Raw genomic sequence first — 16,528 nt, 5'->3', positions numbered from 1 at the left:
TATTTCCATTTAAGGGCGTCTGTTTGATAGTTTTGATTTTTGCCAATTCCATAAGGAACGCGACTATCGGATTGCATTTCAACTGCCCATTTTGCGTTAGAACAATCTCTTTGTTGAGTTTCATTCATTTTCTCCATTTTTTTACACTCTGCTACTCTAGCCTTAGCTTCATCAATGTGTTTTTCATAGTATTCACTTGTTTTTGCTTCATCACCACAACCTATTAAAAAAGCTAAAGCACCTAAGCTTATTAATCCACCAAAAATAAAATGTTTCATTGTTATCTCCTTTTATAAAATTTTGAAACATAGTATTTTAACATTATTCTATTTCCATTTAAGGGCGTCTGTTTGATAGTTTTGATTTTTGCCAATTCCATAAGGAACGCGACTATCGGATTGCATTTGTTTTTCTAATTTAGTTTGCTCTAAAACATCTTTATTATTTTGCGACGCTAAATAATTTGTAAGCATATTATTTTGATTCATTAAAGTAACTCTTAATTTTCTTACTTCATCAATTTGATAAGTGATAAGATCATTAGTGGCTTGTATTGCTTGTAAATTTCCTTTAGAACCTTCTGAACGCTCTTTAAGTTTTGAAATAATAGTGTCTTCATTTTGTAAGTCTTGATATTGAAGCTCGAGCTGTTGTAATGTTCCTTTAAATGTATTTTGATTTGTTTGTGCAATTTGTTTATATCTATCAGAATAAAGTTCGTATCTTTCCTTTTCATTTGTGGCGTTTGTAAGATCATCGCTATAACCTGTGAAATCTTTATAAGTATCTTCGAATTTTTTAGAAACATTGCCTATATCATAAGAAAGACCATTAACTTGATTCATCACATTATTAACTTGATAAAGAATTGTGCCTAGATTTTCCCAATCATATTTACCCAAGTTTTGTAAGTTTTGTTGTTGCATTTTTACCATGAGAAGTTGTTGTTGCAATTGCTGGTAAAGTTGCTCGTATTGTTGAAGTTGCATTGCATAATCTTTTACTTGATTAGCAATAGCACTAAGATCAATTACAGGAATACCACCTGCAAAGGCATTATTAGTTCCTATAATTAAAGTTGCAATTATTGTTGAAGTGGCTTTTTTTACGCCAAATAAAGATTTTTTCATTTGTAATTTTGAAATAAGTTAGTATAATTGCAGTTAAGGCTGATTAACCAAAGGGTTCCAGCCTTTGGTCAATCAAAACTTGCCTTAGAAAGAAGGTGAGAAACCTTGATTAACAAAATTCTAGTAGTTATTATACTACTATGTATAATAATAGTCAAGGCTTATTAGCTTTGACTTCTCCCTTTCTTTAAGGGGGTTACTAGAAACCCTTTGGCTTTTATACTAACTTTATTTATCTCCTTTCTTTTAATTTTTAATGTTTATTTTGATTGATTAAACAATTTCTATGTTGGTTTTTTTCATTTTGTATATTTTTGAAGTTTAAGTAGGTTTTAGTTAGAATACCCATTAAGGGTTAGCCGTAGGTCTGACCCCCTATGGCTAAATTTTACCCGTGAAAGTGGGTGATTTTATGTCCATAATTGACCGCATAATCCTTGTTATTATACTATTATGTATAATAATAGTCAAGGCTTTTTAGCCTTGCCCCACTTGTTGGGGTTATGCGGTAACCTACCTCTTAAACTTCTACTTCTCCTTTCTTTTAATTTTTAATGTTTATTTTGTATCGCCAAAAATTAAAATTTCATATTAATCCTTTTACTCTAAAATTAATTTTTTGTTCGATATGAGATTTATTGTCTTTATATATTTCTTTAATTTCATATGCGATTAGCTCTTCAAATTCACAATTACGATTTTGTTCAGTTTGCATAATCGCTTTAATAATATTTTCTCTATATGGTGTATTAGGAATCTTATATTTATTATAATTTTCTAATTTTGGTGTGTATTGATTTTTAATAATTCTTTCCATTTCATTAAAGGCATTAATGAATGCAATTTTAAATTTATCCGCTTTTCTACCTGTTAGCCCCATAGCTATAAATGAGAAACCATCTTTGGTAAGTTGATATGCCGGTCTCATTTCTCCTTTAGCATCTTTATATTTAACGGGCGAAAAATTCCGCCCGTTAAAATTTTGAATTTCTTTATTTCTTATTTTGCTTCTGATTATTTCTAAAATATCTTTATGTTGCTTCCCAAAAACCTTAGCCACATCTAAACTTGTGCAAAAAACTTGTTCATCTTTGTTTTCAAAAACAACTTCTTGATTGTTTATGTTGATTATGCTTGTATTGCTCATATCTACTCCTTTTAATAAGTCCAGCATTCTTTAGTGAATGGGATTTTTTGGTAATATTCATAACAATTTCTATCCCCGCAAGTTCTAGAAATCATATATTTTTGATTATCTGGAAGGCTTTGATAAGCTTGTTGAGTTATAAGTTGTAATTTTGCACTTAGTTTCCATTCTAAAGAATTATAAAATTCGCCTGTGCATGTGTATTTAGGCATTTTATAGTCGGTATATTGATGATTTATTAGTGCGTAGCAAAAGCTAGGCATATTTGGATTAATCCTATAACTCATAATACCGAAAGTAGAATAACTTCTTTGTGTTTCTACTTGTGTGTTTAAATAATTTGGTGTGCATTGTCTAGGATCTGAACTTGGCAATACATCATCAACTAAATTTTTTAATACCAAATCTTCTACATTTGTATCATTTTGTATAGGGCAAAGGTTTAAAAAAGCTTTTCTTGCATCAATTGTTTTCCAGGGTTTTTTAAAGTGTATTGCAAAATATCTAGCTAACGAAGGACCGCATTCAGCAGGACGAGTTCCGCTACTTAAGCACAAAATCGCTTCACATGCCAATTTTGTATCCCCAGTTAAAACATCATCAGCAAAAGCGTTACTACCAATAAATAAAAGTAAAGACGCAATTAAAGAAAGTTTTTTGAGTTTTTGAGTACAATTTTTTGGGGTTAGCCATAGGGCTGCAACCCTGTGGCTAAATTTAACCTCAGAAAAGAGGTGATTAAATTGAGTTACACAAATCTCATAGTTATAATTATACTCCTTTGTATAATTATAGTCAAGGCTTTTTAGCCTTGCCCCATTTTTATGGGGGTGAGATTTCCCTATGGCTTTATTAACACCAAAAATAAAATTTTTCATATTAATCCTTTCGCTCTAAAATTAATTTTTTGTTCGATATGAGATTTATTGTCTTTATATATTTCTTTAATTTCATATGCGATTAGCTCTTCAAATTCACAATTACGATTTTGTTCAGTTTGCATAATCGCTTTAATAATATTTTCCCTATAAGGTGTGTTAGGAATCTTATATTTATTATAATTTTCTAATTTTGGTGTGTTGTTAGACGCGTAATAACCTTGCTTTCTAATGCTTGGTAAGACTTCCTTAATAACCCATTGTCTAAAAGGCTTTGCTTTTGGCTTATCACTTCTCATTAAGACAAAGTAAAGTTCAGGTTCATTTATTACAATAAATTTTTGTATTCCACCAAGAGTTTTAAAGGGGTGCCACTCAAAAACGCCCCCTTTATCGAACTCCTTATTTATAGAGTCTCTAACGCTATTTGTTTTTTTAATATTTAATATTTTGCATATATCATTTAGGCAAAACAAAGGCTCATTATTTTTATCTCTAATTGTTCTTACTTGTCCCAATTCTTCATTTTCAAATAAAATAACTTTGCTCATGCTATCTCCTTGTAGAATGTGTTAGGAATCTTATATTTATTATAATTTTCTAATTTTGGTGTGTATTGATTTTTAATAATTCTTTCCATTTCATTAAAGGCATTAATGAATGCAATTTTAAATTTATCCGCTTTTCTACCTGTTAGCCCCATAGCTATAAATGAGAAACCATCTTTTGTAAGTTGATAGTATGGGTATTTTTTTCCTCTACCTCTAAAACCCTCTATTTTTCGGTATTGAAATGATTCCGTAAAATTGCGGATACATTGCAAATCCCCTATTTCTCGTAAGTCGTTTAAAATATTTCTAATAGCTTTTAAAACATCATCATGTCTTTTCCCAAAAACCTTAGCCACATCTAAACTAGTGCAAAAAACTTGTTCATCTTTGTTTTCAAAAACAACTTCTTGATTATTTATATTCATAACAGTTAGGTTACTCATGCTTCCTCCTTTTTTGAATTATCAAATCTTTTGTAGTTTATTTCTTTTTCTTCTAACCATTTATAAGCCCAATTCTCTTTATATTGTTCATAAAGTTGATTTACTCTTTTAACGCTTACTTTATCGCTAATACCTGTAAAGGCTAAATTAGTTTTTCCAAGTGCTAGATTAAAAAGCCTAGTTCCAAGTGGAGAAGTGTAATAATATTCTCTTTTTTGAATAGCATTAGTAATAATTCCTATTTGAACATCATTAAGTCCAAATATTTTATAAAAATCATAAGGGGCTAAAACATTTTCACTTCCTTTTTTATAAGCTTCGGGGTTTGGTAAAAATATTTTAGTAGGGCAATATTCTTGTAAAATATCTAAAATTCCACTTTTTGCACTATCACTTAAACTTTGTGTAGCCATTACAAGAGCTACATTTGCTTTTCTTAAAACTTTAAGCCAACTAATTATTTTATCTTTGAATGCTGGGTGATTTAATGCAATCCATGCTTCATCAATAATCAATAATGTAGGGCTTCCATCTAATCCCTTTTCAATACGATTAAAAATATAAAGTAAAGTAGGAACTATGTATTGATCACCTAAGCTCATTAAATCTTCTATTTCAAAAGTTGTAACATTACTAAGACTTAATTTATCTTGTTCTGAATCAAATAAAAAACCACCTGTTCCAGAAATTGTGTAATAACTTAAAGCATCTCTTAAATCATTGTCTTGCAATGCTGATACAAATTCAGTTAAAGAAGTAGAATTTGTATTAGTATGAGAAATTAAAGCTTCATGTATTAATTTTTTGTGTTTTGGTGTAATATTGACATTTTGTAATTTTAAACAAGTTTCAATCCAAAATTCAGCCCATGCAATCTCAGATTCTGTTTTGATATTTGCTAAAGGAGCAAACGCCAAAGATGAGTTTTCTCCTGCAATATTATAATGAATTCCACCTGTTGCGAGTGTAGGAGCTAGTAAGCTTTGTCCTTTGTCAAATGCGTAAATTTTAGCATTTGGATATTTTTGCCAAGCAAGGAAAATATTTGCCAAAAGAGTTGATTTACCACTCCCAGGAGGACCAAAAATTAAAGTATGCCCTAAATCACTAACATGTAAATTTAACCTAAAAGGCGTATTGCCAGAAGTTACAACTTGCATCAGCGGAGGAGAATTTGGAGGAAATCTTTCGCTTGGATTATATTTTTCTCCTGCCCAAACAGACGCCAAAGGAATTAAATGTGTTAAGTTAAGGGTATTTAATATAGGACGGCGTAAATTTGGATAAACAAATCCAGGTAAAGTTCCCAAATAAGCTTCTACAGAATTAATTGTTTCAGTTCTTGATAAGAAACCTAAACCTTCTAAAACTCTTCTTATATCTTTTAATTTATATTCTAAATTTTCATTATCTCTATCGAAAACTACAATATTAGCAGTGTAATAACCATACCCTATCATACCGCTTTTTGATTCTGATAATGCAGAATCTAGTTCTTGCACCATAAGCACAGCATGATCATCTTGTTTTCTTGTAGGGCGATCTAATAATTGATCTAACCAACCTCTTGTTTTTTGTTGCCATTTTTTACGATATTTATTAAGTGATTTTTCAGCTTCATAATGATCTAAAAAAATAAATCTAGTATTAAATCTATAGTCAAAATTAAGTTCTGTAAGTGCATTTAAAATATTTGGATAACTTTCACTTGGAAAACCTTCAATAGCAATAATTCCTATGTATTGATTATCAATTCTTGGATACATTCCTGTTTCAAAATGTTTTCCGCCCAACAAACAATCCAAAAACATAGGGGCATTTGGTAATATTATTTTTTGTCTTTCACCACAAATACAAAAATTAATATATTCAAGCATATCATCTAAAATATATTCATTATTATATTCATCAGTAACTACCCTTGGTAGCATTCTTTCTATTTTAATATAATTGCTCAAACTATCTTCTAGTTTTTGAAGAGTAGTTTTAAAATATTCCAATATTTTATCGCTTTGATTTTTATTAACATTTTCATCAATTATCATTAAATTAGTGATTTTACTTATATTTTTATGTGGAGGTAAATAAGTAAAAATCATTGTAAAAAGATTTTCAAAATGTTCTACATTTTCAAAATAATGCTTTCTTTCATTTTCAAGAATTTGTGCAATATTGCTTTTATAAAAAGTTTCGCCATCAATATAATTTTCTGTTTTAATTCTTGAGCAATCAATATGAACCGCCCAGCCATTACCTAAAGTATTTAATATTGCATTAATTCTAGCACTTAAAGTATTTCTTTCACTTATAGTCATAGAACTAATATCTCCAGCACGATAATAAAATCCTGCTGTTAAACTCCCGTCCTTGTTAAGTAAAATACCTTCATCTATAAAACTTGCATAGTTTAGAATATCGGGAAATGCTTTTGCTTTACTTCTGAATTCTTTAAGTGCTAACATTTTAATCCTTTGAAAATGGTGTGCTTTGCGGATAGTAAAATTTTTTATACTTATTTTGGCGTATAAAAATTTGACGCATAAGAGGATCGCTTTTTGCCATTAATCTTAAAAGAAGACTGCAGATAAAAAACAATACAACTCCAACGATAGTAGTGACTATTGTCGCTCCTGTAAAAATTAGAGATGCAGAAATAAGACCTGTCATCATAATTAGTTCTCTATCTGCACCAAGCATTAAATTTGGTTTGTTTAATGCGCTATAAATATCTACTCTATGTAACTCTTCCATTAAATTAATGCTCCGCTCGTTGTGAATAGTGACATAAAGCTATTAGCTCCTACAACTAAAGCGATTATAATTACAATATAGATTAAAGTTTTCAAAAACCCGCTAAGCTCTCCTCCCCAAATTAAACCAGCACCCGCACCAATTAACGCCAAAAGCGAAATAACAAAAGCTACTGGACCGCTTATGCTTTGCTTAATTGTTTGCAATGGACTTTCCCAAGGCAAACCAGCACCTGTAGTTGAAGCTAGTGCATAACCTAGACCTAGTATTAAAAATAATAGTATAAATTTTTTCATTTAAACTCCTTGTGTAATATATTTGTCGTTTTCATAATCAATTACTTTTATGATTTCTTTTATTTTTCTGCCCTCCTTAGTTTTTGAGATAAAAACAATTAAATTCACAGCTTCAGCAATTAATTTGCTCATCTTTGCACTTGATGCTTCAGAGATTAATTGTTCCATCCTTATGAGTCCCCCATTCGCAGAATTAGCGTGGATTGTAGCTATTCCTCCAGGGTGTCCTGTATTCCAAGCTTTTAGCAAGTCTAAAGCTTCTTTGCCTCTTGTTTCGCCCACTATAATTCTATCGGGGCGAAGTCGCATTGTGGCTTTCAAAAGCCTAAGCATATCTACTTTATCCGTAGCCCTTAAAATTACTTTGTTTTCACTCGCACATTGAAGTTCTGCTGTGTCTTCAATGATTACTATTCTGTGATCGGGAGTGATTTTAGAAATGCCGTCAATAATAGCATTTGAAAAAGTGGTTTTACCACTACCAGTTCCACCAACAATTAAAATATTTTGGCGTTCGATAATGGCATTAATCAAAACTTCTTTTTGTTTTGGTGTAAGAATATTAGAATCGACATAATCATCAAGAGTAAATATTTTAACGGCTTTCTTTCTGATTGTAAAGGTTGGTTTTGCAACAATAGGAGGCAATAGAGCTTCAAATCTTGAACCATCAAGTGGCAATTCACACTCTAGGATAGGATTTTCTGCATTTGTGGTTGTATCAAGAAGTGTAGAAACTGCGGTAATGATAGATTTTGCTTTAGCTTCTGAAAATTCGCCAAGACATATCATATCTTGACCTAGCTTTTCAAGCCAAAGTTTGCCGTCTGAATTTAGCATAAGTTCTATTGTTTCTTTATCTTCTAAATGAGTTAAAATATCGCCAAATTCTCTTTTTATTTTTTCATTGATCCTTGCTTGAAACTCAAGATTACTCATTGAAGAGTCCTTTTGATTCAATTACAAGAGTTAAAAATTTGTCAGGATTTTTTTTGTATGGATTGTGGAGTTGTAAAAGTTTAAAAATTAAGAAAAGTTTAAGATTATTCTGCTCTCTCTCTCTCTCTCTCTCTCTCTCTCTCTAGCTATTAAGTAAAAATTAAGTTTATTTTTTCTCAAAAAATTCTCCAAAAATTAAAAACTAATACCGTTATTATATAATTTTTAATTTAATTGTCAAGGTTTTTTTCTAATAAAATGATACATTTTTAACAATTGAATGTTTATTTTTTTCATTTTCTTGAGACAAAATATAGATTTTTTGCTTTTGTCTCATTTTTTGGTAAAAAAATATACATTTTTTATAAAAAATTTTCTATTTTTTTCATTTTCTTGAGACAAAATATAGATTTTTCGCTTTTGTCTCAAAATATGATACATTTTTAACAATTGAATGTTTATTTTCTTTCATTTTCTTGAGACAAAATATAGTTTAGATATCAATCTCGCCATATCTTTTTATAGGTATTTTCAAATTTGGAAAATTTTTATCCATAGTATAAATAGCACAGCAACCTTCTTTTTCAGCACAAAAATATTGCAAATAGTCTTCAAAGTCTCCTCGATATTTATCATAATAATCACAAGCCATATTAATGACACTTGCACCAAAAGATGCAATATTAAAATCTTTTTCTAATGAAATATCTTTTAAAAAATGAGTGAAATTATTTAAATTTTCTTTTTTAATAAGATAAGCAATAGTAGAAATCATATCTTCAGAGAAAACTATTTGAATGTTATTTGTAATTAAAAAATATATCAATTGCTTAGCTTCATTATGATAAGTTCTTTCAGCATTGAAGTAATCTAGGAAAATATTTGTATCTAAATAAACTTTTTTCATTTTTATATTCTACCTTCTTCCAAATCTTTATCTAATTTTTCTCTTTTTAATTCTTTGGCAGATTTTGTAGGATCAAATCCACCAGTAAGTATCCCAGCATATTTTTCTACAAATAGTCTAGCTTCTCGTTCTTTTTGATTTTCATCGAATAAAGAAGGTTGTGTATGATTAGCAATGAGGGTTTGATTATCTACTTCCGCTTCTTTTTTAGATATAATAATTTGATTCTCTATGGTATTAGGATAAGCAATTTGTTTAATATCTTCGATATAATAATTTTCAGGATTTTCTTTAACTTCGTCTAGTCCTTCATATTCACTTTCTACTTCTACTTTTTGTATCATTTCCAATTTTTCAAAATCAAATTCTTTTATTGTTGTTTGTCTTAGTTTCTTTAGATCTTTAAAAGAACCCTTCCCGATAATTTGAGGGTTCATAATATATGAATTTGGACTTATAATATCATACTCTTCTTGTTGTTCTTTTGTGATTTTAAAAATTACATTTTTATCTTCAAGTTCTTTTATTGCACGATAAACACTAGATTTTCCTAGAATTTTTTTATTTGTAAAATAAGATACAAAATCACTATTGTAATGAAAAATATTTTGATAATTTAAATTTTTAAACATCATTAATACTACTCTTAGGGCAGAATTAGAAAGATTATCAGTAAGATAATTAATATTTTCTACAAAAAGCTTAATAAAATCATCTTTGGTTTTTTCTTTTTGGAGAAAAGAGCTTACAATGGTAGTAACTTCCCCTGTAATATTATCAACCTTCTCTTCAACTTTGCTATATAATCTAGTTACTGGCTTGTTTTCCAAATCTACTATTTCTTTCATACTTAACCTTTTTTTGTTCTAAATCAAAGTATTATATCATTTTTTCCCAAAAAATGAAACATATTTAAGCAAAAAAAGCAATTTTTTCCCAATTTATTTGGAAACATGATTTTTTCTAAAAATAATTTTCCCACCACGAGCAGTTTTTTTCCCACTGGTGGGAAAATTTGTCCCACTGGTGGGAAAATTAAAAACCTTATCAAAGCACTATTATACCTATATTTGAAAGCATTTTTTTTAAGTCTTTTCCTTCTTAATCTACTCTTGAAAACAAAAAATTTTTTACAGCAAATTTCGCTAACGCTCATTTGCAAATTTGAAGAGACTAAGCGTCTCTTACTCTTCTTACAACAATAGGGCGGGGTCAAGTTCGTTTGTCGCTCTAGGCGACTGCACACCCCGCACCCTATATTTACGCAAATTATAGCACCTTAACAGGTGCAATTTGCTATATACACCAAAAAGAAGTTATGATTTGAAAAGTAGAGTTTTCAAACTAAGGTTTAATTGCTTTGATTATCGATAATATAAGCTTTTTACAAATAAAAATATTTCTTTTTAAGTTTAGAGTGTTTTTCTTTAAAACTTAAAGTAATGGTAAAATAGGTTTCTAATCATTTAAGTTTTTAGTTTTCTTAAACATTTTTATTTTTGGCGTTAAGCTTTGTTTTTTATAATTGTTAAGATTTTTAAAGGAACTTAAATGGAAAAGAGTAAAAAAGAAAGAATTGAAAAATTAAGTGAAAAAACTAAAAATCTAAATTTAGATAATGAATTATATATTTTTGTTAATAATATCAAGTGGGGTAAAAAAGCAAATATACTTATCAATTGTGTTGATCTTGGGACAAATATAGAGTTTTATTTTAGTGTTTTCTTTAGTAATAAATATTTTAGTAGGAGCGGAGATTTTAATTTTCGAGAATATATGGAGAATTCTTTTGAAAATAATAGAATTTTAGCTGTTAAATTTAAAAGAAGTAAGACTGGCTATTTGAATTGTTTTAATGCTAGAATTGCAGAAGTTTCAGATTTATAATAAATCATCTTCTTTGATATCTTTTCCAAATTTAGCGTCAAATACTTTTTTTGATTTTGTATCAATTTTTACTTTGATAGGCTCTTTATTTTCCAAAGCTAAAGATTGATTATTTTCCTGTGTTATTTCTTTTTTCTCTATTTTATTTTTAAAAACTTCATTGAAGTATTTATTAAATTGTGAATAAACCATTGATATATTTTTATCTTGCTTTGCTTTTTCATAAAGTATTTTAGAAACTACATAGCCTTTATTATATTCTTGTTTTAAGTATTCTAAATTAGCGAAGAATTCTATTTTTGCAAAACCTCTTTTCATTATGCAACCTTTTTAAATAATATATTATAAGATATTTTAGTATATTTTAGCAAATTATAGTGTATTTTAGTAAAATGATTAAAATGTTTGTAAAAATAGCTTATATTTTGTTATAATTGCTTGGAGTAATAAGACAGGATATGCTTTTGCTATACAAAAGCAAAGTTTTATCGCTAAAGCTCTAAAATAGGACGCCAAAATGAAAAAAACAAAACAGGTAAATATTAGACTGACTTTAGAAGAATATAATCTTTTAACAGAAAAAGCACAAAATCACGGCTTAACACTTTCAAGATATTTGCGTGATTTATCGATGAATTATCCTATTACTTGCATAGTAGATCAAAAAGTCGCACATAATGTTTTAAATATTGCGGGGGATATAGGAAGATTGGGCGGACTTTTTAAGCATTGGCTAGTTAGAAATGAAGATAATAAAGCCAATTTTTCAAATAAAAGATCTTATGAAGATATTGATGAGATTGTGGATCAAATTTTAGATTTGCAAATACTTTTAAAAGAACAAGCCAAAAGGATAATGCAAAATGATAGTCAGAAAAATACCAGCAAGGAAACAAAATAAATCAAGTTTTAAAAGATTGTCGGATTATATTTTAGATAAAGACAATAATAATGCAAAAGTATTAGTTGATTATATGCTTGATAAAAATAATGAAATGGATAAAGTGGAAGGTTACCATTTTACAAATTGTTCTTTTGATAATGATGAGGATAATATTAACGAGATTATCAACACTCAAAAGCTTAATACCACAACAAAGCAGGATAAGACCTTGCATTTAGTAGTTTCTTTTCAAGAAGACGAAAAGCCTACTTTGGAAATTTTACAAGCGATTGAAGAGGAAATCGCAAAGTCTTTAGGAATGAGCGATCATCAAAGATTAAGTGTAATTCATTCTAATACAAATAATCTTCACATACATATCGCAATTAATAAAGTTAATCCACGCACTCTAAAAGTTGTTAATCCTTACAATGATGTTAAAATTTTACAAGAAACAGCGATGAAACTTGAAAAGCAGTATAATTTAAAGTTGGATAATCATATTTCACAAAAAGACAAGCAAAGCAATAAATATAATATCCATACTATGAATTGCAATTTTGAAACCTGGGTAAAAGAAAAGCTTTCTAAACAAGTAGATCTTATGTTAAAAGATGAAAAGACCACTTTTAAAGACATTAAACAACTTTTAGCTAAATATGATCTTGAATTTAGAGAAAGAAGAAAAGGTTTTGTTATTGCTTCTAAGAGTGAAAAATTGTTTTGCAAAGCAAGTAGTATCCATAGGGAATTATCTAAACAAGCTTTAGAGAAAAGATTTAAAGAATTAGATTTAAAACAAGAAAAAGAGAATACACAAAACATTGAAGAAGAAAAACGGGAAATAAAAGAGCGATACCAACGACCAAATAAAGAAACTTCTAAAGCATTGTGGGAAAAGTATTTAAGAATTGAAAATGAGAAAAAAGCAGAGCTTGACAAAGAACTTAGAATGTTAAAGCTTAGGCGAAATGAATTTAAAACCTCAATACCATCAATGAAATTTAATAAAAACACTTTTGCACATGTTAAAAACCAAAGAATGATTTTTAAAAACAAACAAAAAGAGCTTTATCAAAAATATAAAAGAGTGTCTTATAGAGATTTTTTAATTAATGAATCCTTATCAGGAAACGAAGAGGCTACAAGGGCTTTACGAAGATCTAAAACGAAAATTAATGAAAATGAAAACACTTTATCATCAACCCAGGAAAAACCTAAAATCTTTGAAAATGTAGATTATATAACAAAAGAAGGTTATGCTGTATATAAAAGCGGTTTTAATAAAGCCATAGATAAAGGAGAAATGTTAAAAGTATCCCTTATTCAAAACGGCAAAGATGATAAAGAATTTCTTTTAAATTCTTTACTTATGGCGATTGATAGATTTGGAAATCATCTTAATATTACAGGAGATGAGAATTTTAAAAGAAATATTTTAGAAGTCGCAAATGATTATAATTTAAATGTGAGTTTTACAGATCCGCAAATGCAAAAGATACAAGAAAGCAATAATGATAAACGCCAAGAAATGAAGTCTAGAAAGATTTTAAAAAATATTGTTGAGTTAAAAATCAAACTTATTAAAGATGAACCAGGCATAAAAGAAAATATTAAAGAAAAAGAATTAAAAGCTTTAAAAGCTATTCTTAAAAAAGTCTCGAATACTACACTTTCGGTATTTGAAGCAGAATTGAAAAAAATAGGTTTTAGTTCCGATGAAATCAATTCTATGGATATACAAAGCATTGATACTCAAATTGAAGGTTTTGTTGTAAATTCTATCAATAAAGAAGGGCTTATTGCAATGAATGAAGAAATAAAACAAGCTTTAATCGATGATAAAGAGATAAAAAAGTTTGAAAAATTCGAGCATTTATTTTTAAATACTAATAAAATAACAGATATTGCCAAGGGATTTTATACAAATAGAAAAATTGATGCTGATGAGTATGTAAAAAGATTTTCAATGCAAGAAAGCAAAATTAGTAAAGTGGCAAATGTTATTTCTATGTTAAGCGATAAGAATATTGAGATAATGGAAAAGTATGCAAAAAAACTTGAAAAAGATTTAAAATATCAATACTTGAAAAAAGCAGAAGTTATTAAAAGTAATGATATTAATTTGAATAATTTTTAATATCACAATAATAATATTGTGATATTATTATAATATTAATTTAATATATATTTTGAGTATGCGAGAAACATAAAATATTCTGCAACTAAAAATGCTAAATTGTAGATAAAAATAAACCTAAAATCAAAACTTTGAAAACCTGTTTTGATCACTGCGATATGAGACTTTGCTATAAATATAATCATTGTATGAATTGCAATAAAAATGAATATTTTGCTAATTATATCTAAAAACATTTTTTTACTCCTTTCTAAAAATTTTAAATCTTACATAAGAATTTAAGCTCAAACCTATTGAATTAGCCTCTTGATTTAAGGTTTGATACTCTTCTTCTGTAAAATTTACTACAAGCTTTTTATTTCTTTTTGCATTGCTAGTTTTTGCATTTCCTGTTTCTCCTCGAGCTGAATTAACAAAGTCATTTTCATTTTTTGGTGTTTCTGAACTCAGTTTTTTAAATCCCATTATTATACTCCTAGTTTTTCATTTGTTATTTTTAAAAGTTCTTGGTAAAAGTTTTCAAAGTCATTTAAAGCTTTGTCGTTTTTATCGCAAAATTCTTTCATGCTTTTACCTTCTATTACTGCTTTGCGATAAGCTTGTCTTTCATAGATTACGCTTTCAAGCATTATTACTCTATCTAAGCCTTTTTCTTTTTTGGTTTCGTTAATGTATTCTTTTAAATTTTCTAATTCTTTTGCTAAAAAAGGATTGGGTGAAACCCTATTGACTAAAACCAAAGCTAATAAATTAGGATTAATATCAATCACTTCATTATAAATTTCTAGCATATGATCTAGAACATTAACATCGTATTGACTTGGAATTGTAGGAATAATAATTATATTTGATGAAAGTATAGCTTTTCGCATTTCTTTACTATCCCTACCGCCTGTATCAACTATAATGCTATCAAAAGCATTTTTCATTCTTTTAATTTCATCGCCTAAACTAACACCTGTTTTTGAAACATTTGAAAATAAAGGTTCTAAGTTTGATTGACTTCTCATGTCTGAAAAAACTTCAGTTGATTTTTGCGGATCTGCGTCGATAAGTAAAACATTATCGCCATCTTCAGCCAATCTTGCGGAAAGATTTACTGCTAATGTAGTTTTACCACTACCGCCTTTTTCATTTACTACGGATATAATCATAATTAAACCTTGCTTTTAATTTATATTTAAATAATATCATAATAAGATTAATATAATATTAAAAAGATAATAAAATAATATTATATTGTTATCCCTATGATTAAACCAACAAGAAGAAAAATAATTTGACCAGCAATAGCGATAATCCAAAAATTAATATTTGTATTTTTCTTTTCTTTAGTGTCTTCTGTTTTTTCTTGCGATGGTTTAATTGTGTTTTGATTTGTTTGTGCTTGTATTAAAATATCTTTTAAAGCTTCTTGATTGCTTTTACTATATTCTCTTATCTCATTAAATATATTAAATTTATAGCTTTCTAAATCTGTTTTGTGTTTTGTGAAAAGCAGATCTATTTTTTTTAAAAAATCATCAAAGATGATTTCATTTGCACTAACGACTGCTAATATAGGATCGTTTTCATCTAAGATTATATGGTGTTTTTTTGCAATTTCTTCAATAAGTTCTTTTTTATTCATTATTTTAACCTCGATCTCATGTATTTTAAGCTTTACTGACACTTAATCTGATAAGATCTTATACTCTCATCTTCTACTTCATGATTTGGCACTTGGTAACATTCTTTAAAATTATCACCTTTTAAAATCTTAGTGTAAGAGCTTGGAATGGCAATTTGATTTCTTATTCTTTGTGGATTGTTATCATAATTAACTAAATTTAAAACTTCTAAACTTCCAAGCTTTAAAGCTACTTGTCTTTCTCTTTTTTCAATTTTATTCCAAACTCTTTGATTGATTTGTGGATTTTGAGGAGTGATATTACTCATTAAAAAAGTGCTTTTTTGGGCTTGAGCGGTTTTTCTCATGGAAGCATTAGAAAGAGTGTGTCCCCTGTCGTAACCGCTGTTTTTATAATCACTCCATGTAGTGCGGTATTTTTTAGGTATATTTGTATCATCTTCAAAGCGTGGGCGTTTTTTGATTTGTTCGCCTTTTAAATTTTCCGCTTCTAATTTATAAGCTACAGCTTTAGTGCCTTTATAATTATAATCATAACAATTTAGATAATAAAACTTATCTAAAACTTGTGAGCAGTTTTGTTTAGTAAAATACTTAGCAAAATCTTCACTTGGTTTGTATTGATTATAATCAGCAAAAGCTAGAGTTGCTAGCAACGGTAAAATCATAAGTTTTTTCATTGTTTCTCCTTATTTATTATTTTTATCAATTTTTCTATTAATGTAACCAACCCGATACAAATAAGAGGACTGATCGTAGTTGCTAAAAATAAAATAATAAAAAGTGAGTAAAAATCACTATCAATGACCGCACTTAGCATTGAAGCAACGAAAAAAGAACCTATACAAACAAATAATACAAAAGACATATATTTCTCCGCATAAGACAGAAATTCCCTAACTTTTCTTTTGTCATTCATAATTTTCTCCTTTTATTCTAATTTATA

General features: G+C 28.3%; 21 protein-coding genes and 1 pseudogene. 3 read left to right on the top strand and 19 right to left on the bottom strand.

Going from position 1 to position 16,528, the window contains the following annotated elements:
- The 13 genes and pseudogenes from ELQ11_RS08585 to ELQ11_RS10485 form a co-directional block, all read right to left on the bottom strand.
- Positions 1 to 278: EexN family lipoprotein (locus ELQ11_RS08585; RefSeq protein ID WP_019109042.1), on the bottom strand; the 278-nt coding region annotated here is incomplete at its 3' end.
- Between the two features lie 48 nt (positions 279 to 326).
- Positions 327 to 1,130 (bottom strand): P-type conjugative transfer protein TrbJ, encoded by an 804-nt coding sequence (gene trbJ / locus ELQ11_RS08580; protein ID WP_019109043.1) that lies wholly within the window; start codon positions 1,128 to 1,130, stop codon positions 327 to 329.
- A 586-nt stretch (positions 1,131 to 1,716) separates the two neighbouring features.
- Complete coding sequence (locus ELQ11_RS08575) at positions 1,717 to 2,277, bottom strand: Rha family transcriptional regulator (RefSeq protein ID WP_134225252.1); 561 nt, start codon at positions 2,275 to 2,277, stop codon at positions 1,717 to 1,719.
- Between the two features lie 11 nt (positions 2,278 to 2,288).
- On the bottom strand, positions 2,289 to 3,155 hold the full coding sequence (locus ELQ11_RS08570; protein WP_230100176.1) for a TrbM/KikA/MpfK family conjugal transfer protein: 867 nt from the start codon (positions 3,153 to 3,155) through the stop codon (positions 2,289 to 2,291).
- Positions 3,152 to 3,706 carry a BRO family protein gene (locus tag ELQ11_RS08565; protein WP_071609264.1) on the bottom strand — a complete coding sequence of 185 codons (555 nt, stop codon included), beginning with the start codon at positions 3,704 to 3,706 and terminating at the stop codon, positions 3,152 to 3,154. Before ELQ11_RS08565 ends, ELQ11_RS08570 begins: the two co-directional genes overlap by 4 nt.
- 5 nt (positions 3,707 to 3,711) lie before the next feature.
- Positions 3,712 to 4,149 (bottom strand): annotated as a pseudogene (locus ELQ11_RS08560) (Rha family transcriptional regulator); the annotation flags it as partial.
- Positions 4,146 to 6,611: a conjugal transfer protein TrbE gene (locus ELQ11_RS08555; RefSeq protein ID WP_126230616.1), complete on the bottom strand. Its 2,466-nt coding sequence runs from the start codon at positions 6,609 to 6,611 to the stop codon at positions 4,146 to 4,148. The gene ELQ11_RS08555 and the pseudogene ELQ11_RS08560, both read right to left, overlap by 4 nt.
- Position 6,612: 1 nt before the next feature.
- Entirely contained in the window at positions 6,613 to 6,900 is a 288-nt protein-coding gene (locus tag ELQ11_RS08550) for a conjugal transfer protein TrbD (RefSeq protein ID WP_002908162.1), read from the bottom strand.
- The gene (locus ELQ11_RS08545) at positions 6,900 to 7,196 is read right to left on the bottom strand and encodes a TrbC/VirB2 family protein (RefSeq protein WP_085783089.1); all 297 of its coding nucleotides are present in this window, start codon (positions 7,194 to 7,196) and stop codon (positions 6,900 to 6,902) included. Before ELQ11_RS08545 ends, ELQ11_RS08550 begins: the two co-directional genes overlap by 1 nt.
- The gene (trbB, locus tag ELQ11_RS08540; RefSeq protein WP_085783180.1) at positions 7,197 to 8,135 is read right to left on the bottom strand and encodes a P-type conjugative transfer ATPase TrbB; all 939 of its coding nucleotides are present in this window, start codon (positions 8,133 to 8,135) and stop codon (positions 7,197 to 7,199) included. It abuts the gene before it with no gap.
- A 493-nt stretch (positions 8,136 to 8,628) separates the two neighbouring features.
- Complete coding sequence (locus tag ELQ11_RS08535; protein WP_070291859.1) at positions 8,629 to 9,042, bottom strand: type II toxin-antitoxin system VapC family toxin; 414 nt, start codon at positions 9,040 to 9,042, stop codon at positions 8,629 to 8,631.
- Positions 9,043 to 9,044: 2 nt separating this feature from the next.
- Positions 9,045 to 9,890 (bottom strand): hypothetical protein, encoded by an 846-nt coding sequence (locus tag ELQ11_RS08530; RefSeq protein ID WP_070291860.1) that lies wholly within the window; start codon positions 9,888 to 9,890, stop codon positions 9,045 to 9,047.
- A 23-nt stretch (positions 9,891 to 9,913) separates the two neighbouring features.
- Positions 9,914 to 10,204: a hypothetical protein gene (locus tag ELQ11_RS10485; protein WP_002784926.1), complete on the bottom strand. Its 291-nt coding sequence runs from the start codon at positions 10,202 to 10,204 to the stop codon at positions 9,914 to 9,916.
- Between the two features lie 389 nt (positions 10,205 to 10,593).
- Between ELQ11_RS10485 and ELQ11_RS08520 the strand changes: the two genes are divergently transcribed.
- A complete protein-coding gene (locus tag ELQ11_RS08520) occupies positions 10,594 to 10,929 on the top strand; it encodes a hypothetical protein (protein ID WP_002907869.1) in 336 nt (111 codons plus the stop codon).
- Here the strand turns inward: ELQ11_RS08520 and ELQ11_RS08515 are convergent.
- Positions 10,924 to 11,247, bottom strand: a complete 324-nt coding sequence (locus ELQ11_RS08515; protein ID WP_002845381.1) for a hypothetical protein — start codon at positions 11,245 to 11,247, stop codon at positions 10,924 to 10,926. The two genes, ELQ11_RS08520 and ELQ11_RS08515, sit on opposite strands and share 6 nt — an antisense overlap.
- Before the next feature lie 199 nt (positions 11,248 to 11,446).
- On the opposite strand from ELQ11_RS08515, the gene ELQ11_RS08510 reads away from it, so the two are divergent.
- Together ELQ11_RS08510 and traI are read left to right on the top strand one after the other, a co-directional pair.
- A complete protein-coding gene (locus ELQ11_RS08510; RefSeq protein WP_126232213.1) occupies positions 11,447 to 11,830 on the top strand; it encodes a DNA transfer protein in 384 nt (127 codons plus the stop codon).
- On the top strand, positions 11,793 to 13,952 hold the full coding sequence (traI, locus tag ELQ11_RS08505; RefSeq protein ID WP_070291870.1) for a TraI/MobA(P) family conjugative relaxase: 2,160 nt from the start codon (positions 11,793 to 11,795) through the stop codon (positions 13,950 to 13,952). The genes ELQ11_RS08510 and traI overlap by 38 nt, the downstream gene beginning before the upstream one ends.
- Before the next feature lie 240 nt (positions 13,953 to 14,192).
- Here traI and ELQ11_RS08495 read toward each other — a convergent pair whose 3' ends face one another.
- From ELQ11_RS08495 to ELQ11_RS08475, 5 genes are all read right to left on the bottom strand, one after another.
- Positions 14,193 to 14,417, bottom strand: a complete 225-nt coding sequence (locus ELQ11_RS08495) for a hypothetical protein (RefSeq protein ID WP_002907861.1) — start codon at positions 14,415 to 14,417, stop codon at positions 14,193 to 14,195.
- 2 nt (positions 14,418 to 14,419) lie between these two features.
- Positions 14,420 to 15,106, bottom strand: coding sequence for an AAA family ATPase (locus ELQ11_RS08490; protein WP_002907859.1), 687 nt, complete (start codon positions 15,104 to 15,106; stop codon positions 14,420 to 14,422).
- A gap of 80 nt (positions 15,107 to 15,186) precedes the next feature.
- Entirely contained in the window at positions 15,187 to 15,582 is a 396-nt protein-coding gene (locus ELQ11_RS08485; RefSeq protein ID WP_002907857.1) for a conjugal transfer protein TraM, read from the bottom strand.
- A gap of 32 nt (positions 15,583 to 15,614) precedes the next feature.
- Positions 15,615 to 16,262 (bottom strand): DNA/RNA non-specific endonuclease, encoded by a 648-nt coding sequence (locus ELQ11_RS08480; protein WP_126232211.1) that lies wholly within the window; start codon positions 16,260 to 16,262, stop codon positions 15,615 to 15,617.
- Positions 16,259 to 16,501 (bottom strand): hypothetical protein, encoded by a 243-nt coding sequence (locus tag ELQ11_RS08475; RefSeq protein ID WP_126230598.1) that lies wholly within the window; start codon positions 16,499 to 16,501, stop codon positions 16,259 to 16,261. Before ELQ11_RS08475 ends, ELQ11_RS08480 begins: the two co-directional genes overlap by 4 nt.
- Positions 16,502 to 16,528: the final 27 nt, after the last annotated feature.

The sequence above is a fragment of the Campylobacter sp. US50a genome (assembly GCF_004379015.1).
In the GTDB taxonomy this organism is placed as follows: domain Bacteria; phylum Campylobacterota; class Campylobacteria; order Campylobacterales; family Campylobacteraceae; genus Campylobacter_D; species Campylobacter_D jejuni.
The sequence above is the reverse complement of the archived record's forward strand: the minus strand, read 5'-3'. Positions and strand labels throughout refer to the sequence as shown.